This is a genomic window from Novosphingobium humi (assembly GCF_028607105.1).
GTDB classification, from domain to species: domain Bacteria; phylum Pseudomonadota; class Alphaproteobacteria; order Sphingomonadales; family Sphingomonadaceae; genus Novosphingobium; species Novosphingobium humi.
Genome location: NZ_CP117417.1, coordinates 3251661 through 3271756, shown reverse-complemented (window position 1 = coordinate 3271756; position 20096 = coordinate 3251661). Strand labels below are relative to the sequence as shown.

Here is a 20096-nt window from a genome sequence, read left to right as displayed (position 1 = left end):
TCCGTGGTTAACGCAGGTCATCACGACGAATCGGCTCTTCTTGCCGACCAGCATTTTCAGCCGCAGATTGAGGACGATTTGCTGCCAGGCGAAGGACAAGGGGGGCTCAACGCCCGCTATGTCTTTGCCGCCATCCGCGCCAACTTGCGCCTGATCATCCTGATCTTTCTGGGTGTTTTTGCGATCACGGTCATTGTAACGCTGCTGACCACGCCGCGTTACAAGGCCAGCGCGGATATTCAGGTCAACAATTCGGGCGGCCGCTTCCTCAAGGATCAGGATGAGGACACCGACAATCAGGCGTCGGGCAGCGCGCTCGATACCGAGCGTTTCCTGCAGACGCAGGTCGATGTCTTCAAAAGCCGGGGTATGGCCGAGCGCGTTTCGCACACGCTTAACCTGACGCGCAGCGAGGCTTTCTTTGCCTCGCAGAGCCGTAAAGGCGCGCTGGCGAAGATGACGCCGCAGGCGGCCCAGATCGCAGTGGTCAACATGCTGATGCGCAATCTGACGGTCGATCTGCCGCACAGCTCGCGCCTGATGAAAGTGTCCTTCGAGAGCAACAGCCCGGACATGTCGGCGCTCATCGTGAACACTTACGTTAAGGAATTCATCCAATTCAACCTGCAGCGCAAGTTCCAGAGCTCGAGCTATGCGCGTGAATTCCTCGCCAATCAGCTGGTGGAGGTCAAGCAGAAGCTGGAGGATTCCGAAAGGGCGCTCAACGCCTATACCCGCGAGGCAGGCCTTATTCGTATGAACGCCTCGCAGCTTGGTTCGACCAGTTCGCAGGATGCCGTGCAGCAGGGCGGGTCGATCACCGCGTCGAGCCTGAACCAGTTGAACGCCGCCTACAGCGAGGCCCAGTCCAAGCGCATCGCTGCCGAGGCCCGATGGAACGCGATCAGCCAGGGCCCGCTGATGAGCGCGACCGAAGTCGTTTCGAACCAGGGCATCCAGCAATTGCTGACCCAGCGCGCAGGCATTGCGGCAGCGCTGCAGCAGGATCGCGCACGCCATCTGGAAGATTATCCCAGCATCCGCGCCGGTGAGGCCCAACTGGCCTCGGTGACCAGCCAGATCCAAACCTCGGCCAATGCGATCCGCAATGCGGTGAAGTCCGAATATACTGCGGCGGTCAAGGCCGAGTCCGAACTGCATGCCAAGGTCGAGCAGCTCAAAACCGAAACGCTCAACGAGCAGGACCGCACGGTGCGCTATGGCCTGCTGGCGCGTGAAGTCGATACCAACCGTCAGGTCTATGACGGTCTGCTCCAGCGCTACAAGGAATTGAACGCGTCGGCGGGTATCAGCACCAGCAACATCTCGGTCGTTGACGAGGCGCAGGTTCCGCTGCGTCCTTCCTCGCCCGACATGGTCAAGAACATCCTGATCGGGCTGACGCTCTCGATCATCGCGGCCGCGCTGACGCTGGCGATCAAGGATCAGTTCGATGACTCGATCCGCATCCCTGAGGATATCGAGCCGAAGATCAACCTGCCGCTGCTGGGGGTGGTGCCGATCTCGAACTCGGGCCAGCCGATCAGCGATCTGGAGGATCGCAAGTCGCAGGTGGCCGAAGCCTACAACTCGATCCGCGGCTCGCTGCTCTATATCCGCCGTTCCGGCATGCCCAAGGTCATGTCCGTGACCAGCGCGCAGCCGGGCGAAGGCAAGAGCACGACCTCGCTGTCGCTGGCGATTTCGTTGGCCCGTACCGGCAAGAAGGTCATCCTGATCGACGCCGACTTGCGTCGTCCCTCGCTGCACCGCTGGCTGGACAATGACAATGACAAGGGTCTGTCCAGCGCGCTGGTGGGTTTGGAAAGCCTGTCGCAGGTGATGCTGCCCACCGCCACGCCCAATCTGAACGTCGTCACCTCGGGGCCGATTCCGCCCAGCCCGACCGAACTGTTTTCCGGCACCCGCATTCAGGAATTGCTGGAAGAGGCAAAGAACAGCTTCGACGCGGTGATCATCGACTCTCCGCCTGTGCTGGGTCTGGCCGACGCGCCGCTGATCGCCGCGCAGGTCGATGGCGTGATCTTTGTGGTCGAGGCCGACCGCAGCCGTCGCGGTTCGCTCAAGGGCGCCCTGCGCCGCCTGCGTGCGGTGCGCCCGGTGATCCTGGGCGCGGTGCTGACCAAGTTCGACCCGCTCAAGTCGAACAACCGCTACTCGTCCTATTACGGGTATGAGTATTATCAGTATCAATATGGCTATACGCCCAACGCATGAGAAGGTCGGCCCGATCCTCCTCGCGTCTGAGCGTCCGGATACGCTATCTGGGAGTTGCGGCAGCGGCGATCTTTTCGATCGTCGCTGCCGCCAGCGCGCTGGACCGCGCGGGCGGCGAGGATGATCCCGTCATCGCCGCCATTGTCCCGGATGCGCTGGCTGTTCGATCACTCGATACAAGGCTGACGCCGCAACTCGCGCAGACCCAGCCCCGCGATGCCGAGCGGATGGCGCGCATGCTGATCGAGCGGGCGCCAATCGACAGCACCGGCCCGGCCATGCTGGGCGCCGCCCGCGTGGCGATGGGCGAGCAACCCAAGGCGCTGGAGGCCTTCACGGTTTCGGCCAAGATGGGCTGGCGCGAGCTTTCCACGCAATTGTTCTGGATCGGGCAGGCGCTCCAGTTGGGCGATATTCCCAATGCGGCGATGCGTTTCGACGTTGTCCTGCGCCAGCATTCCGATCTGTTGACCTATGCGCCGCTGATCGAGCCGTGGGAAACCACGCCGGAACTGCGCGCCGCCTTGTTTGAAAAGATGCGCCAGCACCCGCTCTGGCTGGGCGCCTATGCCCGTGAAGGCTGGCGGACCAAGGGCGAGGTCCTGCAGGCGCGTGGCCAGATGCTGGTTGATCTCGGCCGCGCCGGGATCACGCTTGGTTGTGCCGATGTCAAATCCATGACGGCTGCGCTGGCCAATAGCGGTAATGCCTTGCTGGGCCGGAATGTCTGGGCTTTGCATTGCCCGGTGGCCGGGAACAAGCTGGTGGGCGATCCCGGTTTCGCCACGTTGGCCGACACGGCCAATGCGGATTCACCTTTTGCCTGGACCTGGCGGGGCAATGGTGATGTCACCTATGAATTGAGCAAGGGCGACAAGGGGGGGGCAAGTGGCTTGCTCATCCATAATGCCGCGCCGGTGGCCATGCCGATCCTGCGGCAATTGCTGGTGCTCAAGCCGGGAATCTATCGTGCCAGTTACCGCCTGACGGGTGGGGGGCATCAGGGCACGTCGCCGCTGCAACTGGCGATTGGTTGTGACCCGGACAACCGTCAACCGCTGGATGGCCAGCGGCCGCTGGGCAATGGGCGTTGGGAGGTCGATTTCAGGATTGACGGCCAATGCCCGGCGCAATGGCTGAACGTGATCCTCCACCCTACGCTGGATGCCACGCAATTTGGCGATCTTGCCATTGACGAGGCCGGTCCAGGCGCAAAATAGGGCGCTTCGTGGCCTGCATGGTCCTGCCCGACAAGCATGTGGGCAGGACCTTGCAGTCATTCAGCCGAAAGAGTGGCTCGGCGCGCCTGCATCTTTATTCAAATGCGATTCGATCAGCGTCATGAGGCGCGTTGCCACTTCCTCGATGCGGAAGCGGTTGATGAAACATGCGCGCGCCTTTTCCCGCATGGCCAGCCGCTCATCCTGCGACAGGTCGAGGTAGCCGGAGAGCACCTTGTAGGCGCCCTCTGCGGTGTCAGGCCCGACCAATCCGGCGCCGTCGCTTTCCACCTCGCGCCAGATATTGACCTTGTCGCTGATCAGAACCGGCGTGTTGCAGGCCAGCGCCTCGGCCACCACAATGCCGAAATTTTCCTGATGCGAGGTCAGCACAAAGGCTTCTGCGGCGCGGAAGGCGCCATATTTGATGTCGCCTTTGAGCATGCCGGGGAAATGGACGCGGTGGCCGATTCCCAGCTTTTCCGCCTGCGCCTTCAGTGTCGCCACCAGCCCGGTCTGATCGGGGCCGGCAATGACCAGATCGAGATCCGGCTCACGCCCGGCCACCCGGGCAAACCCGTCGAGCAGCAGGTCGCAGCCCTTCTTCTCATGAATGCGGCTCAGGAAGAGCAAAAAGCGCTTGTCGGCAAGGTTGGGCACGGCGGCGCGGAAAGCCGCCTTCTGCGCCTCGGGATCGCCTGCCACATCGCGGGTGCCATAACCGACGCAGGCCGCATTCACCGAATAGGGCCAGAAGGCGTCCTGCGCCAGAATGCCCTCTTCCTCGCAGGTGAACATGACATTGGCGGCGTTGCGCAGCAGGCGGCCCTCGGCCAGCAGCCAGGAGACCTGCTTGACCGCGTGCTTGAGCGGGTAGCGCTTGCGAAACCACGGGTCGAGCATCCCATGGGTGAACACGAAATAGGGAATGCCCAGATCGATGAGCGCATTGGCGGCGCCCATCGTCTGATAGCGCCACAGGCCCGAAACGATCACCGCGTCATAATTATGCGCATTGGCCTTCAGCCACGGCACCATCGCGGGCGAATAGCGATAACGGGCCGCCAGCGATTTCCCGACAGGAGCGCCCACCTTGAAAATCCGCCCCGGATAGCCCGGCAATTCCAGATCCGCGTCCTCAGGGTCAAGCGTGAGCAGATCATGGCTGTGGCCCTGCCCGGCCCAGATCGTGCCCATATTGCGCGCAGCCTCGATCGGACCGCCGCCACGCAGATCGCAAGTGGTGATAATATGCAAAATGCGGGTCATCGTGTCGGTCCAAGCGATAGTTTTGTCAAAGCGGTAAGCCGTTGGACGCGTTCATCATTGGTGTGACAATCGCGGATGGCTTCATCGAGTTCTATGGTCTTGGCTTCAACCAGAAAGCGATACCAGCAACCCTGAAGGAAATGGTAGATCAACCCCTGATAGCCGTCGAGAAAGCCAAGTTGAACGAAATAACGATAGAGGAAATAACCGAAGGGTCCAGCCCAGAATGGTAACCGATTGTAAACTTGCTCCTTGACAAAGCGCTTGATGACGGCCTGCCGGGGGCCGGAATCCTCGGAAAATGCCTCGTCCTTTTCGAACAACCGATATTTCTGGCTCAGCTTGTCGATCGCTTCGCGCGTGGCATACTTGTTATGCTTCTCGGTGAAGAAGGTCAGGTCATTGAGATTGCAGTCGGCAAACCCACCCTTGAGGTTGATCGTGCGCCCGCCCCAGATGACGATATGCTCGTCCATCCAGCGGTCTTCGATGCGCCCGTTGTTGCGCCGCCACACGCGCAGGAGGCGCAGCGGATAGCGTCCGCCATGGCGCACCCAGCGACCCATGAAGATATGTTTGCGGTCCATGTTCATGCCCACCACATCGGCAGGCGCATCCTTGACCGCCCGGATCAGTTCATCGCCCAGATCCGGCTCGATGATCTCATCGGCATCCAGCCGCATGACCCATTCCGATGTGATGCCGCCATTGTCGAGGCCCCACTGGAACTGCTTGGAATAATTGATGAACGGGTTGAACAGCACCCGCGCGCCGGCCTTTTGGGCCAGCTCGACCGTGTTGTCGGTGGAATGGCTGTCGACCACCACAATCTCGCGGGCGAAATGCTTCACGCTGGCGATCGAGCGCTCGATATGGCGCGCTTCGTTATAGGTCAGGATCAGAACCGTCAGGTCCAGCGTGGAGGAAGCGGAAGGCATCGTTTCAGGCCTCTTGCCGTGAAGGGGACGGAGCAAAGCGCAACTTGCGTTCACGCAGCTTGGTGGCCGGATTGCCGGTATAGACGCCCCATGCGTCGAGATTGCGCATGGCCACGCCGCGCGCGCCCAGCACGGCGCCTTCGCCAACAGTCACGCCGGGGCCAACAAAGGCTTCGGCCGCAACCCATGCGCGCGGCTGGATCGAAATGGGGCGTGAAAAGAGCTGGAAATGGGGCGATTCAATGTCATGCGTGCCAGCGCAGAGATGCGCGCCCTGAGAAACGATGGCATAGGCACCGATATGGATCGGCGCCATCGTATAGACGGTGACCCCCGGCGCCAGAGTGCCGTAATCATCTACCCGCAGATTGGGGGGATACCAGACCCGAACGCTGCCATAAATAAAGGCCGTAGGAGCCACCTGCGCGCCAAAGCAGCGTAAAAGCCAGCAACGCCATGGATGCATGAAAGGCGGCGTCCACGATGCCAGCAAGGCCCAACATAATTGAAAGACCAATCGATAGATCCGATTGTGCAGCGAAAAGGTTCCGCCGCCTTCCCACGAACCGGCCGAACCAGCGTCCAGAGGTGAATCTGACATGCAATAAACCTTAGGCGCCGAATTTGATGATTTTGAGATAGCGCCCTACAAAGTTCACCGGCCACATCCAACCGCCATGCAGACGACAGAAATGCAGCCATTCCTTCCACGGAATCCCCTTGGGATGGGTAAAGACAAATCGCCAGTTCGTTAGCGTCAACTGGTTCTGCTTGGCCGCATAGGCGAAATTATAAGGGGTGCTGCCCACGATATGCGGGCTCTGGAAAATCGCATAGCCCGCGCGACTGGCGCGCAGGCCGTAATCGACATCGCCGCTGGCATGGGAATAATGCTCGGAATGAATGCCCACGTCCTGCACCGCCCGCGCCGGGATCAGCACGCAATTGCCGTTCATCGTAACGCAGACGCTGCCATCGTCGGCAACCCGGCGAAACCGCAGGCGCGACGCGCCCGGAACCCGGACATAACCACCATAAGTAACCGATCCGGTTTCGGGATCGACAACCTTGCCCAGCGTGATGACACGCGGCCCATGGCGGGCTTCCATCTCGCGCTGGAACGTTAACAGACGATCAATACTGCCCGGTTCAAGCAGCAGGTCGTCGTTCCACCACATGTAATAATCGGGCGCATCAACCATGGCTTCCCGCCATGCCTTGCGCATCCCGCCGTTCCAGTACAGCGAACCATCCCCGGTAAAAACGCGGGCCTCCGGGAATTGCGCGGCAACCGCCGCGCCCGTCCCATCGGTCGAGCCATCGTCAACCAGATAGACTGTATAATCAATACCCTGTGCGGCCAGCCGCAAAGCCTGCAAGCCAGCCAGCGTGGTGTCCCGCCGATTGAAACAGGTAGCCAGGACCGCAATACGCGGTGAGTTATCCGACATGGTTCGCCTTTGAATTCCCCTAATAGGGATTTTTACCGCATCTTGGCCCATGTTGCAATGCGGTAGCGCACACCAAAGCACTGCTGCCGGTTAACATATTCGGCAGACATTGTTTCTTGATTTGCGAATATTGCTCCGCAATCAAAGGGGCGGCCAAATGAATTGCTGCCGCTGATCTGTCATATTTCTTTGGACAGGCTGTTTTCCAGCATTTTCGCCACTATCCGATTGCCTTCGACTGAAGGATGGATCTGGTCGCGAAAATATTTATCCGCAAGGGCGCTCTTGTTGAGTTGCGGGCGAATGACCGTGACCTCCTGAGTAGAGGCCCAGGCAAGTAATGCGTCGCGCGCCTTCTGCTGCGGCGCGGAAACAGGTAGCCGAGCATCCCAGTAGAGCAAAGCAAGGCGGGCGCCATGATTGTGGGCGAAATTCTTGATCTCGCCGATTGCATTAAGCGTCACCTTTGCATGACTTTCCTGAAAATCGCCACCGGTAGAGCCCGGATCGGCGGCCGAGGGAACCAGACCGGTACGGGGTAGGGCGTAGCGGAAGAGAATTTCACCCAAGTCCGACAAGGGGCGATGGCTGGGGAAGGGCGGATGCTGATCGAGGATTTCCGGGCCGACAAAACTCTGGTCGAGATCCCGGTCATTCACTTCCAAAACCACCAGTCGCGCGCCCAAGGTGCCATGCAATTTCAGCCAAGCTGCCTCATTCAACACTGACCATCCGCCCGCCGAGACATTGACCACTTCAGCATTGTGCTTCTTCTGAGCCAGCAATGCGCCAAACAAAGCGGGATAGGTTTCGTTATCATTCACCTGGGTGCCGCCATTTGCGACGGAATCGCCGAGCAAAAGAATCCGGAAACCTGCGGGGTGAGCCTTCAATTCGGGGCCGCGAAGGCCGGGCGCTGCCAAAACGTTGCGCGCGACGCACCGTTTGAATTTGGGCTTGAATGTTTCGGCGTTATGGCAGCCTGCCCTTTGGGGGCAACAGTTTGGGCGCTTGCGAATCGCGCAGGGCTTTTAGAATAATAAAACTTGTTGCTATGACGAAGAATTTATCCTGAGTGAGCATGGCGCCATTAAAGAACATGCATGTAAAAATATAGGCCGCAGGCATCAATCCTCTTCCTTTAAGTAGGAAGTAAAGAATGAATATGCCGCCGAGGCCGTACAGAAAAATTGAGTTGAAGAAGAAATTGTGTGTCCATTCGCCGCCGCTCATGCCGTATGGACTGGTAAAATAATCGAGCATTTCGGCCGTAGTGGTCGATAGCGTCCCAAATGGGTGGGCCGCAATGAATGCAGGGGCAGAGATCAGCGGGCCAATAATGCGAGCAAAAGTTGAGCTATCCGATGTCGAACCCAATTTCGACAAACGCGTGTCACTTAAAAAGGCTGCAGCACCGGTAATTACTACAAGCAGTAGCACCGAACCAATCAAAGTCGCCGGAGCACGATAGCGAGCGAATTGAGGTTGTGTGTACAATGCAAGCACAACCAGACCGGCAAAAGACAGAACAAAAGACATCGATTGGCTGATCAGGCCAGTCGCGATCAAAAGCATGCTTGTAAGCGGGGCAATACTGCCAGGGATTTCCAGATTTCTGATGAAAAACAATATCGAAATCAGGATGAATGCCAAATAGCTGGGTTCTGCAAGAGTTCCGGCCGGCCGTAAATGGCTGTAGGCCAGATCGAGATCACCGGCGATCGTGTCTTGTCCCTGTGAGAAATATTCTTTGGGAATGCCGAAATAGGCGCCCGAGGCATATTCCTTGAACTGATAAGTGCAAAGTATAAGAAGGAATGCGGCCATCAGGAACAGTATTTTTTTCAGCTTTTTTGGGTCAATCTCAATGGTGAATTTATTAAGGCCCTCAAGCATTGCGCAAAGCAGCAGCCAGAACATGGCTTCGCGACAGATATGCAGGACATCCTGCGTCAAATCCGTGGTGGGTTCGATCAGCAGCGAAATGAAGAACAGTGGCGGCACGAAAATGAACAGTGGCAGGCTGGAGAAACCTGCCCAAATAACGTCGCGCCAACGCCATGCGACGAAAGCCGCAAAGAGGGTGGCAAAAGAAACCCAGTAACTCAGCCCGACCTCAATCAGAAGGAAACCGGGAATCATCGCATAATCAAGCGTGTTGAAACGCAGAACGGGCCGGGTGGCCGCGGTGGCCTTGGCCCTGGGGGCCGGACGCTTCATTGTTGCTACCGAGCCCTGCACCTGGACCTCCACTGACTGGTCATTTTATACATGGATACCCTTGCGTCCTTCGCATGCGCCCTTGGGCGGGTCAACATAAGCTATCGCGCCGGTGCAATGTTGGTCGACGGGACCTGCCGCAGAGCCAAAAGCGAGGCAATTTGCGTGTTCTGCCCAGAGCTTAGCGGCGGTTTGGGGGCTGATGCCATGCCCAAAGTCGCATTGCCCGATTGTGCCAGACCCGGACTCGCCTGCAGCCCGGCATCGGCCACCAGAACGGCGGCGCCAAAGCTGCGGTTATCGCGCAGGACATTGCCCTGCGCCCTGCCGTAATCGGCCGGTTGCAGGCCGGCCAGCGTGGGATAATGCCTTGCCCAGACATCGCCCTGATAGGGTATCTTGCCCAGACGCTGGACAAAGGCGGGAATGGCCTTGGCCTGAAAACTCGTGCCGCGCTCGTCATAATGGACGCCGCCGCGGCGCGGACCATAAAATGTGTTGCCGCGCACCACATTGTCGCGCCCGCCGCCGATCACCACGCCATAGTCGCCGCCCACAACGATGTTATTGGTCACGGTCTGGCCGCTCGACTGGTCATCCAAATAGATGGCCGAAAGGAATTGCGTGACGGTCTGGCCGCCAAGATGGTGAAAATAATTGCCGTCGATCACCATCCCGCGCTGGGTCCAGTCATTGCCCATATAGACTGCGCCGGCATCCTCGGTATGGCGCAGCACATAGGCGATTTCATTGCCCGTCACGCGATGATCGTTGCCGGCCAGCATGACCGCATTATGATCGCCACCCTCCAGCAGCGATCCGCTGAGCACCTGACCCACCCCGGTCAGATGGGCGCCGGGACGATAGGTGGGCTCTTCCAGCCCGAAATCGGTGATCACGCCATTTTCAAACCGATGGCCACCCGCGATCAGGCTGTTCCGGTCGCCGCCGGTCAGTTCCACCCCGGTTTCCGCCGTCGAGGCGATCACCGAATGCGAGAGCACTACCCGCGCGCCTCCGCGCACGATCACGCCATCGCCGCCGGTTTGGCGGAACGCGCAATGCTCAAAGAGAATGTCGGAGCTTTTGAGAACATTGGCCGCTTCGCCCAGACTGCGGTCAAACGCGATGTCGTGGATTTCTATCTGGGCGGCCCCGGAGATATCGATCAATCGCGGCAGCACCGCCGCCTCCAGCGCCCCGCCGCCCGGCATGGGCAGGACAAGCGCCTGTTGCTTTTGCGGCAGGAGAACATATTGCCCCGGCACCTTTAATTCGCCGATCAGGTTCTCCACGAAATATCGTGCAGGCCCCTTGGGTTCCTGTTGCGATTGCAGAGGCGCCAGTTGCCCACGCGCCCCTTGCGGATCGATCCGGACCACAGGCGCCAGTTCGAAGGACCATGGTGCGCCCCAGAAGCCGCCCGCCCAAGGCGCGGGTTCGCCTGCCCATGCCTTGGCGCGATCGGGCGGCAGCGTGAAGGAGGGGCCGGCGCTGTTGGTGCCCTGCGGCGTGGTGGTGGCGTAATCGTTAACCGGCCAGCGGCTGGGTGCCAGTCTGGCAGAGCCTTGATAAAGTTCGAAGCCCGCCATGGACGTCGCCACATAATTGCCCCGCGCGACCAGATGGGCTGGGACGGGCAATCCGCGCAGGTCCGCCACCAGCACGCCCGAGGGCAGCGCAAAGCCGGGCGCATCGGCGGCCGTGGCCGGACGGGTCGGCACGGTGGCCGTGCCCACAAAGCGCGTCGTGCCCCCGGCATCGCCCCTGATGATCAGGCGATGCGCGGGCGATCCGCCATGCGCGCCGTCAATCTCTATCGGAGCCTTCAGCCGGGTGGCCCCCGGCGGCAAACGGATCTCGATCGCCTCGCCATCGGCAAGGCTGGCCTTGAGCCGGGGGACATCGGCGATCGCGGCGGCAAGATCGGGATAGGCCGGTGATCCGACCGTGATCGTATGCGCGGCCAGATCCGGTGCGCCCGACAGGGCCAGAAGGGCGCAGGAGCTTTGCAGCCAAAGCTTCATCGACATACCAGAGGCGCCCTTTGTTGACCGGTTTGCGTTTTTCATGGCATAGCGGTTTATACTGCATTGCAAAAATTTGCCAAGCAGCTTGCCCCCTTTCCCGGACCCGGCATTTCAAGGTGATCTTCCATGCCCATGCAAAAAGTCCGATTGGCAGGAACCGATCTGGACGTCTCCCGCTTCATCTTCGGCACAGCCAGCCTGTTCAATGCGGGAAGCGCAGCCAAGCGGGAAACCTTGATCGAGGCTGCCATCGAAAGCGGCTTTTCCCATTTTGATACCGCGCCTTATTACGGCTTTGGCCATGCCGAGCGTGATCTGGCCGGACCTCTGCGACGCCACCGCGATGTGACGGTCACCACCAAGGTCGGCATCTATTCGCCCGGCGGCGAGGAGCAGAGCCAGATTGCGGTCTTTGCCCGCAAGGCGGCGGGGCGCTTTGTTAAGGCGATTTCGCGCCCGACCGTGGATTTCACGCTTTCACGCGCCCAGGCCGCGCTGGAGGGCAGCCTGCGGCGACTGGGGCGCGAGACGATCGACCTCTATACGCTCCATGAGCCGCCCTATGCGTTGGTCCATACTGATGAATGGCTGCGTTGGCTGGAGGATATGCGCCATATGGGCAAAGTCCGCCATTTTGGCCTGGCGCTGACGGCGGAATTGCTGGCGCCCTATCTGGAACACAACAGCCCGTTGGCTCAGGTCGTGCAGATGGCCGACAGTCTGGAACAGCGCGAGGCGGACCTGCTGACCGCCCATGGCAAGCCTTTGCAGATTACCTATGCCTATGTCTCGGCGGCCAAGGCGCTTGACCCGGCGGCTGGGGTGACGGATGTGTTGAAACAGGCGCTGCGCCGCAATGCCGATGGAGCGATTATCGTCAGCACGACCCGCCCGGAACGCACCGGGCAATATGCCGGCCTGCTGGCATGATCCGTCATCTGACCCCCGATACGCAGGAGCGGATCGAGGCCGATGTTCTGGTGATCGGGGCGGGTACGGCCGGGCTGGCCGTGGCGGTGCGCCTCGCGCAACAGGGGCTGCGCGTGGTCGCGCTGGAATCGGGCGTGGAAAAGCAGGAGGGCGAAGAACATCCCCTCAACGAGGTGGAGTTTGCCCGCCGCTATTACGATGGCGCGGCGCATGGCCGGTTTCGCTGTCTTGGGGGCACATCGACGCGGTGGGGCGGAGCGCTGATCCCCTTTTTGAAGGGAGATCTGGACCCGGCGCAATGGCCTGTCGCGCATGAGGATATCGTGGCCTATGCCCCGGCGGTCGAGGAGTTCTTCGGGCTGAGCAAGGGCGACTATTCGGCGCCGGGGCTGGGGGGCTTTGTCTCGGATGACTTCGTGCCGAGGCTGGCCAAATGGCCGCCTTTTGCAAGCCGTAATGTCGCCAATCTGGTCGATGGAGCGTTGAAAGGGCCGTCCGCGCCGGTGATCTGGCTGGGGGCAACGGCGACGGAATTTCGCCTTGAAGGCGACCGCATTGCCCAGGTGGTGGCGCGCGGGCATCAGGGCGGGGAACTGACCATCGCCGCGCGCGAAGTGGTGTTCAGCGCGGGCGCCATCGAAACCACACGCCTGCTGCTGCTGCTTGACCATCAGAACGGCCAACGCATTTTTGCCCCCCACGATCAGCTTGGCCGCTATTTTTCCGATCACCTGTCCGTGGTCATCGGCCGGTTGGAGCCTCAGGACCGGCGCAAGCTGAACCGTTTGGCCGGGTTTCAGTTTTCGAACGGCGGGGCGATGCGCAACCTGCGTTTTGAGCTGACCGATCATACGGGGCTGCGCGAAACGATACCGCCGTGTTTTGCCCATATCGCCTTTGTCAGCGAGGAGAGCGGCGGTTTCAACGCGCTGCGCGACCTGTTCCGCTATCTGCAACAGCGCCGATTGCCGCCGGTTTCGGTGCTGGCCTCGCTGGCGCGCTCTTTGCCATGGCTGACGCGGGCGGTGTGGTGGCGCTTTGTTGAAAAACGCCTGCTCTATCCCGACGATGCCGAGGTCCAGTTGCATATGGTGATCGAACAGGCGCCTTTGCCGGAAAACCGCATCCGCCTGTCGCCTGATCGCAAGGATGTTTTCGGCCTGCCTTTGGCGGTGGTGGATTGGGATGTGGCGCCGCGCGATCTCGACAGTCTGGAAAAGGCGGCCAACGCTTATGAAGCGGCGTGGAAGGGGTCGGCGCTGGGCGATCTGGCGCGGGTCGTGCGGCGGCCCGGCGATGATGTGCTGCGCGAATTGCAGGACTCGGGCGGGGTGTTCCATCCGGTCGGTTCGACAAGGATGGGGCCGGACCGGGCAAACGGTGTGGTGGATGGTGATCTGCGCCCTTATGGGCTGGCCAATGCGACGGTTCTGGCCACATCGGTGCTGCCCAACAGCGGCGGCGCCAATCCGACCATGATGCTGATGATGCTGGCTTTTCGAGCGGCGGATCGTTTGGCGAAAGATCTGCGCCCCGCATGAAAACGCCCCGGCCATCGCGTGCCGGGGCGTTCATGTTCAGGTTGGCCGCAAGCCATTGACCCATAGGGACAGTGTGCCGACCGTGCGCGCGGTGCCGGCCGGGTTGGTGATCTGCACGGTGACATTGTCGTCGCTGCTGCCCCAGCATTGCACGATCAGCCCGGCCAGCGCCCCCGGCGTGCCGGGTTGAACATCATAGCCGCGATCGGTGGTGCAGGCGCCAAAAGCGGTCAGCGTGGTCGTCCAGCTGCCGCCTGCCGCGATCGTGCCAATCGCGGCGCTGCTGATATAGCCGCTGAGCAGGGGATCGCCCGAGAGGATCGAGCGGTTGTAGGTGCCGGTGGGCGCGGGCACCTTTTGCAAGCCCCAGACATTGCCCTGCATGACCACCTTTGAGCCGGTTTGCGGGACAATACTGCCCAGCGAACACCATTGGCTGCGGCCCATATCGGCGGGGGGATTGATGAAATTGCAATCCTTGAGCGTGACGTTGGCGGGCGCATTGGTGGGCCAGTCGATCCTGATATATTGCGAGGTGACATAGCCGGCGGGGCGGATGTCGGGCATGGTCAGGCTGACATTGCTGCAATTGCTGATCTGGGTGATGCTGGCCGCGGCCGGCACAAGATGATCGATCCTCAGTGACAGGGGATTGGCGTTGCCGGATGGTTTGAAATCGATGACTGTCCCGCTGGCGCTGGTTCCATAGGGATAACACAGGACATAGGGGCGCAGGGCGGCAAAGCGCGCGCTGATGGCGCTGTCGCGGCCCAGCAGCGCGGTGGAGCCAAATTCACCCACGGTGCCGTCGATGACCATTTCGCCCGTCACATTCGTGCCCGCGTTCTGGATCACGACCGGCGCGCGGATAAAGCCGCCCTGAACGGCGACCTTGCCGACGCAGGTGGCCGAAATGCCAAAGCCCAGATAGCCGGAAAAATCGCGCCACTGGATGACATTGCCGGTGGCTGTGGCGCTGATGGCATTAACACTGTCGGCTCCGGGCAATTCGATGCCGAACAAACCCTGAGAGCAAAGGCTGATCCGGTTATTGGCCACCACCCAATCGCCCGTGGTCAACGACATGCCCGCAAATTCGGCGTCGATCACATTGTGGCTGGCCGTGTTGCGATAGGCCGGGTTGTTGGGCAGAAGTTCGATTCCCCAACTGGCGCCCTGAATGCGGTTGCGCGAATAGTCGCCCCCGTTTGACCCCGTGCCCCCCAGACCGCGCAGGCGCAGCAGCTTGTTGCCGATCAGATCGCCGCCGCTGGTGGCCAAGCGCAGGTCGATGTCATTGTCGGTGATGCGGTTGCCCTTGCCGCCGTCATCGGTAAAACCCTGATAGGAATAACGAACACGCGATCGGGTGATGCTGCAAGACGTGCACGAGATCAGTTTTACGCAGCTGCGGTTGACCATGCGAAAGTCGCAATCGTCAATGATCATATCCGTGCAGGAGGACAACTGGATCTGCGCCGCATCCCCCGGCGATGCGGTCAGCCCCTGTGTGGCCAGATCGTTGGAGGCCGAATAGATGACGATCTTTGACAGGTCGAAGGTTGCCGCCAGCCCTATGGCAGTCGTGTAATTGCGAAACGAGCCTACCGCGATTTTCATGTAGGCCGCATTCATGATGGCCGCGCTGATCGTGCCGTTCTGGCTTTCATTGTTGCCGATGAACAGGTTGGTGGGCGTGTTGCTCTGTCCGGAGGGCAGGGGCGCTTTGGCGCTGTCGTAAAGGGTGATCATGGGCGCGGCTGCGCCTGCGCCGCCCAGAAATCCAGGCAGGAACTCAACCACATAGCGCATCGCCGCATTGAGCGGGATAAAGTCGGACACCACATAGCGGGCTTGTTGGGTCACCCCCAGCGTCCCGCCCGACATCGTGGTGGTCATCACGCTGCCCGCCATCGTATGGCCGAAATCGCCGCCGTCGATGCTGCCGGTGGCGTCCTGATAGGTTTGTCCCGAGCCGCCGAAATAGGAAGCAACCGCAATGCCCGTTTCGGCAAATTGCACCGTGCCGGACAGCCTGCCCACCACCTTCACCCGGCGCAGTGCGGCCCGGCTGGTATTGGCAAACAGCACCGTGCCGCGCAATTCGATATCCTCGATTGCAACGTCATTGGCTCCCGTGATGGTAACCATATGATCGGCCGGTGTGCTGCTAGGGGCCCAGACTGTCGAACCGCGCTGGCCCCGGATCACCACCGAGGAGGGAATGGCCAGACCGTCGCTGCCCAGCGCGGCCGCATCCAGCGTGAACAGGCCCGGCCCGCACTGCACGACACCCCCGTTGCAGACCTGCGAGACATAGGAGAGCGCCGCGCGCAAGGCCGCGACATTGGCCGTGCCCATGGTCGTGTCATTGGGCACCGCGCCGCATTGCTCGGCCGCGATCGCGCCATTGACCGGAGCCAACCGCCAATAGCGCCCATCGGCCGACATCTTGCACAGCGCCGGATTGTCGGCCGCCAGCGCTGATGTGGCCAGATCGTCGCACACATAGCTGGCGCCGCCCACCCCGGCTGCGGCATTGCCGCCGGTGACGATTGCGGTGATCGAACTGTCGAAGGAAGTGTTGGGCAGGCCGCTGAACAGGGGGATCGAGGCAATCCGCTGGTTGGCGGTGGTTGCCATGGTCAGGGCGGCGGCGGCATTCGTGCTGGCCAGTGTCGCCAGCTTGCGCGATAGCGAGTCAATGGTCATTGCGAGAGCCTGTAGGTAAGAGTGCCCGAGGTCAGCGTGATTTCGAGATAGAGGCTGGCGGCAGCGTCGCTTTCATCCCAGACGGCTTCGCAGCAATTGGCGGAAAACAGCGCCCATGGCGCGCCGCCCAGTGTGATCGGCTGGCGCGTGGCCCCCTCGTCGGTGGATCGCGACAATTGGACCATCCCGCTCCAGTCGCCCGACAGGGTGAGAATGGCGCTGCGTCCGATGACGGGCGTATAGGGGCCGGCGATCAGATTGGCCGAAGTCGTGCCGCTCAGCGGGACAGCCGGACAGGCATTGCTGGTTACCGGCAGCGGCGAGTTTTGGCTGACATAGATGGCTTTGCCGGAGGCACCGGCAAAGGCCATCGCCTGTGGCGTGACATAGGCGGCTGGCGTCGAAATAGCTAGGTCGGTCATCTCAGTCCCTCACGAATCGAGCGGAAGGACCAGATAGCCATATTGGTTAATTGTAGGAAAATGAAATATCTATTTGGTGAACGGGGTGGGTATCCTATTGAATAGGACACCCGCCCCGTTTCGGTTTGAGATCAGGCCTGTTTGCCCAGGCTTTCCAGAATGATCTGCTGATAGACCTCGCCAAACTCGACAAATTTGGCCTGGTTGTCGATCTTGGCCTGCGCAACCAGAGCCTCTTCCTGCGCCGGATCATAAGCGGCCAGAACCTCGCGCATGGCCTGTGCCAGTTCTTCGGGCTGATCGGGATCGAAATAGACCCCGCGCGCCGGATTCTGCTCGATATGGACCGGGATATTGGACAGGATGATGGCCTTGCCCATCGCCTTGGCCTCTTCGACGGTGGTGCTCCACCCCTCGAAATAGGACGGATTGATGAGCGCTACGCTATGGCCCATCAACGGCCCCATGTCGGCATAGTCGATCAGCCCCAGCACCTTGTAGCAATCGCCAACGTCCAGTTCCTGGATCAGTTTCTCGATTGACTCAAAGAACTTGGGATGGCGGTAGTCGGTCGGCGCCCCGGTCGAGAGGACAGTCACCTTCAAACCCTGCTGTTTCAGCAAGGCCACCGCGCGGATGGCGGCAGCATGGTTCTTATGCGCCCAATACTGGTTCGGCAGATGGAAATAGGGGCCGGAAAAGCCATATTTGGCCTCCAGTTCCGCCAGCCCCAATTCCCCGCGCGAGGTTGACTGGATGCCCGACACAAAACGCAGGACCGAGCTTTTGTCAGCCCCGGCGGGGACATAAGTCTTCAGATCGTTCAGCGCGTCATGGCTGCTCAGAACCACCCAATGGGCTTCGGCTACGCAACGTTCGTTGTCGGCATCGCGGCGGGCGATTTCGGCCGGTTCGAAGAAGTCGGGACGTCGTTTCTGCTGAAAATCGGGAATCCACAGCAAGTTGGGAAACTTCGATTTCGATCCGATCCGGGCGTGATGCGACAGGATTGCGATCCGGTTTTGACGCAAGACCGCCTCAAGCGCGAGATTGCGCTTGAAGAGATATTTCTCGCTCAATTTCCCCAATAGCCAAGCCGGACTTTTGCGATCGAGCGCCGCTGTCCTTATGATTTCCAATCCTTTGAAATCAGAAAGATTCTTGTCCGGCATCTGCGAAGGTACAATCAGCACCGGTTCGATTTTCCGGTTCGGGATCGCCTGAATGGCCGCAATGAGATTGCGCATATAGGTGATGCCGCCCATCCATCCTGTGTCGGTGCGGGCAAAGACAAAACCGACGCGGATCATTGGACGGCCTCACTTGTCCAACCCGACTGCTTGACGATATCGACCAACGCTTCACGCAGGTTGCGTTGCGGTTCAAAACTCAGCGTGGCGCGGATCTTGTCGGTCGCGCCCAACTGGGTCGGGCGGTCGATGCGCCGAATGCGGGCCGGGTCGGACACCACGTCGATCTTGACCTGCATGATTTCGCCCAGCAAATTGACCAGATCGACCACCGTAGCGTCCTTGCCGGTGGAAACGTTGAAAATGTTGAACGGACCTTCCAGCGCGGTCATGGCGATCGTGGCAATCGCGCGGGCCGTATCTTCAACATGGATGTAGTCGCGGCGCGGCGTCAGATTGCCCAGCCCGATCTCAACCTGGCTGGCGCCCTGGGGGATTTGGGTGATGATGTCGGGGATCAGGTGGGCATTGGGGTCGTCGGCGCCGATGGTGTTAAAGATGCGGGCGATGGCCACCTGGCCGCCGGTCCGGTCGCCCCACAGGCGAACCTGCGTTTCGTTGGTCAGCTTGGCGATGGAATAGTTGTCGGCAGCGCGCAACGGAGCGGTGTCCTCGATCAGCGCGCCTTCCTTCCAGTCATAGACCGCGCCCGAGGAGGCCAGCACGATCTTCTGCACCCCGGCCGCTGCGGCAGCTTCCAGCACAACTTCAGTACCCACGACATTGACATCGAGCGAATAGGCCCGCTTGGTCTCGCAGGTGGGAATGTGATGCACCGCGGCAAGGTGGACAACAACATCGGGTTTGAATTCGGCAAGAATGGCCGCAATCGCCTCTGCATCCCGGATATCGGCCTTGTGCAGCGTCAGGCGATCGGCGGGGGCGGGCATCGGCATACCGACCGAAAGGTCGTCGATGATCGCCACTTCGGCGCCTTCGATGGCGAGCAGATTGCGCACGACGCGGTGACCGATAAAGCCAGCGCCGCCCGTCACGATGTACCGCTTGAATTGCGTGGTCATGAAAGGTCCTTTATCAATTGGGTGCAAGATTTGGGTTTAATGCGATGCGATGGACACTTCCTGTTCACGGCAAATCGCCCCGGCATTTGCCGGCAGCATCATAAGACATGAACAGATGTGGTTTGTTCTTTTGCAGGGTGGCCAGATAGCTGTCCTCGTCTGGCAACAGCGCTTCCATTTCGGGCGTGAAATCGGCAACCGGAATCCATGATTGCGAGAGCATGTCATAGCGTTTGATCACCCGCGCCGGACTGCCCACCAGAAGGCTGAAAGGCGGTGCGGATTTGGTGACCAGCGAGCCTGCGCCCACCACGCTGCCATGGCCGATGGTCACGTTGCCTAGAATGGTGACATCGGTGCCCAGCCACGTATTGACGCCAAGAATGATATTGTTCGTATTGGTAACGCCCGTGCCGATGTAGGGCATGAACGGGTCGCTGAAAACGTGATCGGCACTATTGAGGTGGCAGTCCAATCCTGTCATGCAGTAGTCTTTAAGAATAATTTGATTGGCATTGCTGAAGAAATTCCTTCTTCCAACAAAGCAGTTGTTGCCAATCACGACTTTTGGTTCAAGGCTTCCGCGGTTGTTTATGTTTATGCATGTATTCTCACAGATGACACTGTTTGAACCAATGCGCGTATTGCGCCAACCCAAGACGTTGACGGACTTGTCGACATAAGATCCCGCGCCAATGTGCCGTTGCCGCAAACGCCAGATACGGAACGGATGCGAAAGCCGGGAGAAACTTGTGTAAAGGCGAAGAACCCGGATGCGCATCGACGGCGAAAGATTGCGCTTCAGGTGGCGTGTTATGGCCGAAAACATGATCGTCCCCCCTCTGCGACTCTT

Annotated in this window: 16 protein-coding genes; 4 read left to right on the top strand and 12 right to left on the bottom strand. The window is 60.2% G+C overall.

Going from position 1 to position 20096, the window contains the following annotated elements:
* The first annotated feature begins 3 nt into the window (after nucleotides 1-3).
* Nucleotides 4-2238, top strand: coding sequence for a GumC family protein (locus PQ457_RS15295; RefSeq protein WP_273617643.1), 2235 nt, complete (start codon nucleotides 4-6; stop codon nucleotides 2236-2238).
* Nucleotides 2235-3458: a hypothetical protein gene (locus PQ457_RS15290; RefSeq protein ID WP_273617642.1), complete on the top strand. Its 1224-nt coding sequence runs from the start codon at nucleotides 2235-2237 to the stop codon at nucleotides 3456-3458. Before PQ457_RS15295 ends, PQ457_RS15290 begins: the two co-directional genes overlap by 4 nt.
* Before the next feature lie 60 nt (nucleotides 3459-3518).
* On the opposite strand, the gene PQ457_RS15285 is transcribed toward PQ457_RS15290, so the two are convergent.
* The 7 genes from PQ457_RS15285 to PQ457_RS15255 form a co-directional block, all read right to left on the bottom strand.
* Nucleotides 3519-4727, bottom strand: coding sequence for a glycosyltransferase (locus PQ457_RS15285; protein ID WP_273617641.1), 1209 nt, complete (start codon nucleotides 4725-4727; stop codon nucleotides 3519-3521).
* The gene (locus PQ457_RS15280; protein ID WP_273617640.1) at nucleotides 4724-5665 is read right to left on the bottom strand and encodes a glycosyltransferase family 2 protein; all 942 of its coding nucleotides are present in this window, start codon (nucleotides 5663-5665) and stop codon (nucleotides 4724-4726) included. The genes PQ457_RS15285 and PQ457_RS15280 overlap by 4 nt, the downstream gene beginning before the upstream one ends.
* A gap of 4 nt (nucleotides 5666-5669) precedes the next feature.
* Nucleotides 5670-6266: an LbetaH domain-containing protein gene (locus tag PQ457_RS15275; RefSeq protein ID WP_273617639.1), complete on the bottom strand. Its 597-nt coding sequence runs from the start codon at nucleotides 6264-6266 to the stop codon at nucleotides 5670-5672.
* Between the two features lie 10 nt (nucleotides 6267-6276).
* Nucleotides 6277-7116, bottom strand: coding sequence for a glycosyltransferase family 2 protein (locus PQ457_RS15270; protein ID WP_273617638.1), 840 nt, complete (start codon nucleotides 7114-7116; stop codon nucleotides 6277-6279).
* A 179-nt stretch (nucleotides 7117-7295) separates the two neighbouring features.
* Nucleotides 7296-8009 (bottom strand): SGNH/GDSL hydrolase family protein, encoded by a 714-nt coding sequence (locus PQ457_RS15265; protein ID WP_273617637.1) that lies wholly within the window; start codon nucleotides 8007-8009, stop codon nucleotides 7296-7298.
* 79 nt (nucleotides 8010-8088) lie between these two features.
* On the bottom strand, nucleotides 8089-9336 hold the full coding sequence (locus PQ457_RS15260) for a hypothetical protein (RefSeq protein ID WP_273617636.1): 1248 nt from the start codon (nucleotides 9334-9336) through the stop codon (nucleotides 8089-8091).
* 101 nt (nucleotides 9337-9437) lie between these two features.
* A complete protein-coding gene (locus tag PQ457_RS15255) occupies nucleotides 9438-11369 on the bottom strand; it encodes a right-handed parallel beta-helix repeat-containing protein (RefSeq protein WP_273617635.1) in 1932 nt (643 codons plus the stop codon).
* Between the two features lie 123 nt (nucleotides 11370-11492).
* Between PQ457_RS15255 and PQ457_RS15250 the strand changes: the two genes are divergently transcribed.
* The gene (locus tag PQ457_RS15250; protein WP_273617634.1) at nucleotides 11493-12296 is read left to right on the top strand and encodes an aldo/keto reductase; all 804 of its coding nucleotides are present in this window, start codon (nucleotides 11493-11495) and stop codon (nucleotides 12294-12296) included.
* The gene (locus tag PQ457_RS15245; protein WP_273617633.1) at nucleotides 12293-13837 is read left to right on the top strand and encodes a GMC oxidoreductase; all 1545 of its coding nucleotides are present in this window, start codon (nucleotides 12293-12295) and stop codon (nucleotides 13835-13837) included. Before PQ457_RS15250 ends, PQ457_RS15245 begins: the two co-directional genes overlap by 4 nt.
* Nucleotides 13838-13873: 36 nt before the next feature.
* On the opposite strand, the gene PQ457_RS15240 is transcribed toward PQ457_RS15245, so the two are convergent.
* The 5 genes from PQ457_RS15240 to PQ457_RS15220 all read right to left on the bottom strand — a co-directional run bounded on the left by PQ457_RS15240 (nucleotide 13874) and on the right by PQ457_RS15220 (nucleotide 20072).
* Complete coding sequence (locus PQ457_RS15240) at nucleotides 13874-16549, bottom strand: right-handed parallel beta-helix repeat-containing protein (RefSeq protein ID WP_273617632.1); 2676 nt, start codon at nucleotides 16547-16549, stop codon at nucleotides 13874-13876.
* The gene (locus PQ457_RS15235) at nucleotides 16546-16971 is read right to left on the bottom strand and encodes a hypothetical protein (RefSeq protein WP_273617631.1); all 426 of its coding nucleotides are present in this window, start codon (nucleotides 16969-16971) and stop codon (nucleotides 16546-16548) included. The genes PQ457_RS15240 and PQ457_RS15235 overlap by 4 nt, the downstream gene beginning before the upstream one ends.
* Before the next feature lie 131 nt (nucleotides 16972-17102).
* On the bottom strand, nucleotides 17103-18281 hold the full coding sequence (locus PQ457_RS15230; protein ID WP_273617630.1) for a glycosyltransferase: 1179 nt from the start codon (nucleotides 18279-18281) through the stop codon (nucleotides 17103-17105).
* A complete protein-coding gene (locus PQ457_RS15225; protein ID WP_273617629.1) occupies nucleotides 18278-19243 on the bottom strand; it encodes an NAD-dependent epimerase/dehydratase family protein in 966 nt (321 codons plus the stop codon). The genes PQ457_RS15230 and PQ457_RS15225 overlap by 4 nt, the downstream gene beginning before the upstream one ends.
* A gap of 64 nt (nucleotides 19244-19307) precedes the next feature.
* The gene (locus PQ457_RS15220; RefSeq protein WP_273617628.1) at nucleotides 19308-20072 is read right to left on the bottom strand and encodes an acyltransferase; all 765 of its coding nucleotides are present in this window, start codon (nucleotides 20070-20072) and stop codon (nucleotides 19308-19310) included.
* Nucleotides 20073-20096: the final 24 nt, after the last annotated feature.

Coding starts and splice junctions, on each gene's coding strand:
- PQ457_RS15270 (WP_273617638.1), bottom strand. CDS start 7,116: ATGTCGGATAACTCACCGCGTATTGCGGTCCTGGCTACCTGTTTCAAT.
- PQ457_RS15280 (WP_273617640.1), bottom strand. CDS start 5,665: ATGCCTTCCGCTTCCTCCACGCTGGACCTGACGGTTCTGATCCTGACC.
- PQ457_RS15230 (WP_273617630.1), bottom strand. CDS start 18,281: ATGATCCGCGTCGGTTTTGTCTTTGCCCGCACCGACACAGGATGGATG.
- PQ457_RS15290 (WP_273617642.1), top strand. CDS start 2,235: ATGAGAAGGTCGGCCCGATCCTCCTCGCGTCTGAGCGTCCGGATACGC.
- PQ457_RS15285 (WP_273617641.1), bottom strand. CDS start 4,727: ATGACCCGCATTTTGCATATTATCACCACTTGCGATCTGCGTGGCGGC.
- PQ457_RS15220 (WP_273617628.1), bottom strand. CDS start 20,072: ATGTTTTCGGCCATAACACGCCACCTGAAGCGCAATCTTTCGCCGTCG.
- PQ457_RS15260 (WP_273617636.1), bottom strand. CDS start 9,336: ATGAAGCGTCCGGCCCCCAGGGCCAAGGCCACCGCGGCCACCCGGCCC.
- PQ457_RS15255 (WP_273617635.1), bottom strand. CDS start 11,369: ATGTCGATGAAGCTTTGGCTGCAAAGCTCCTGCGCCCTTCTGGCCCTG.
- PQ457_RS15275 (WP_273617639.1), bottom strand. CDS start 6,266: ATGTCAGATTCACCTCTGGACGCTGGTTCGGCCGGTTCGTGGGAAGGC.
- PQ457_RS15240 (WP_273617632.1), bottom strand. CDS start 16,549: ATGACCATTGACTCGCTATCGCGCAAGCTGGCGACACTGGCCAGCACG.
- PQ457_RS15235 (WP_273617631.1), bottom strand. CDS start 16,971: ATGACCGACCTAGCTATTTCGACGCCAGCCGCCTATGTCACGCCACAG.
- PQ457_RS15225 (WP_273617629.1), bottom strand. CDS start 19,243: ATGACCACGCAATTCAAGCGGTACATCGTGACGGGCGGCGCTGGCTTT.
- PQ457_RS15245 (WP_273617633.1), top strand. CDS start 12,293: ATGATCCGTCATCTGACCCCCGATACGCAGGAGCGGATCGAGGCCGAT.
- PQ457_RS15250 (WP_273617634.1), top strand. CDS start 11,493: ATGCCCATGCAAAAAGTCCGATTGGCAGGAACCGATCTGGACGTCTCC.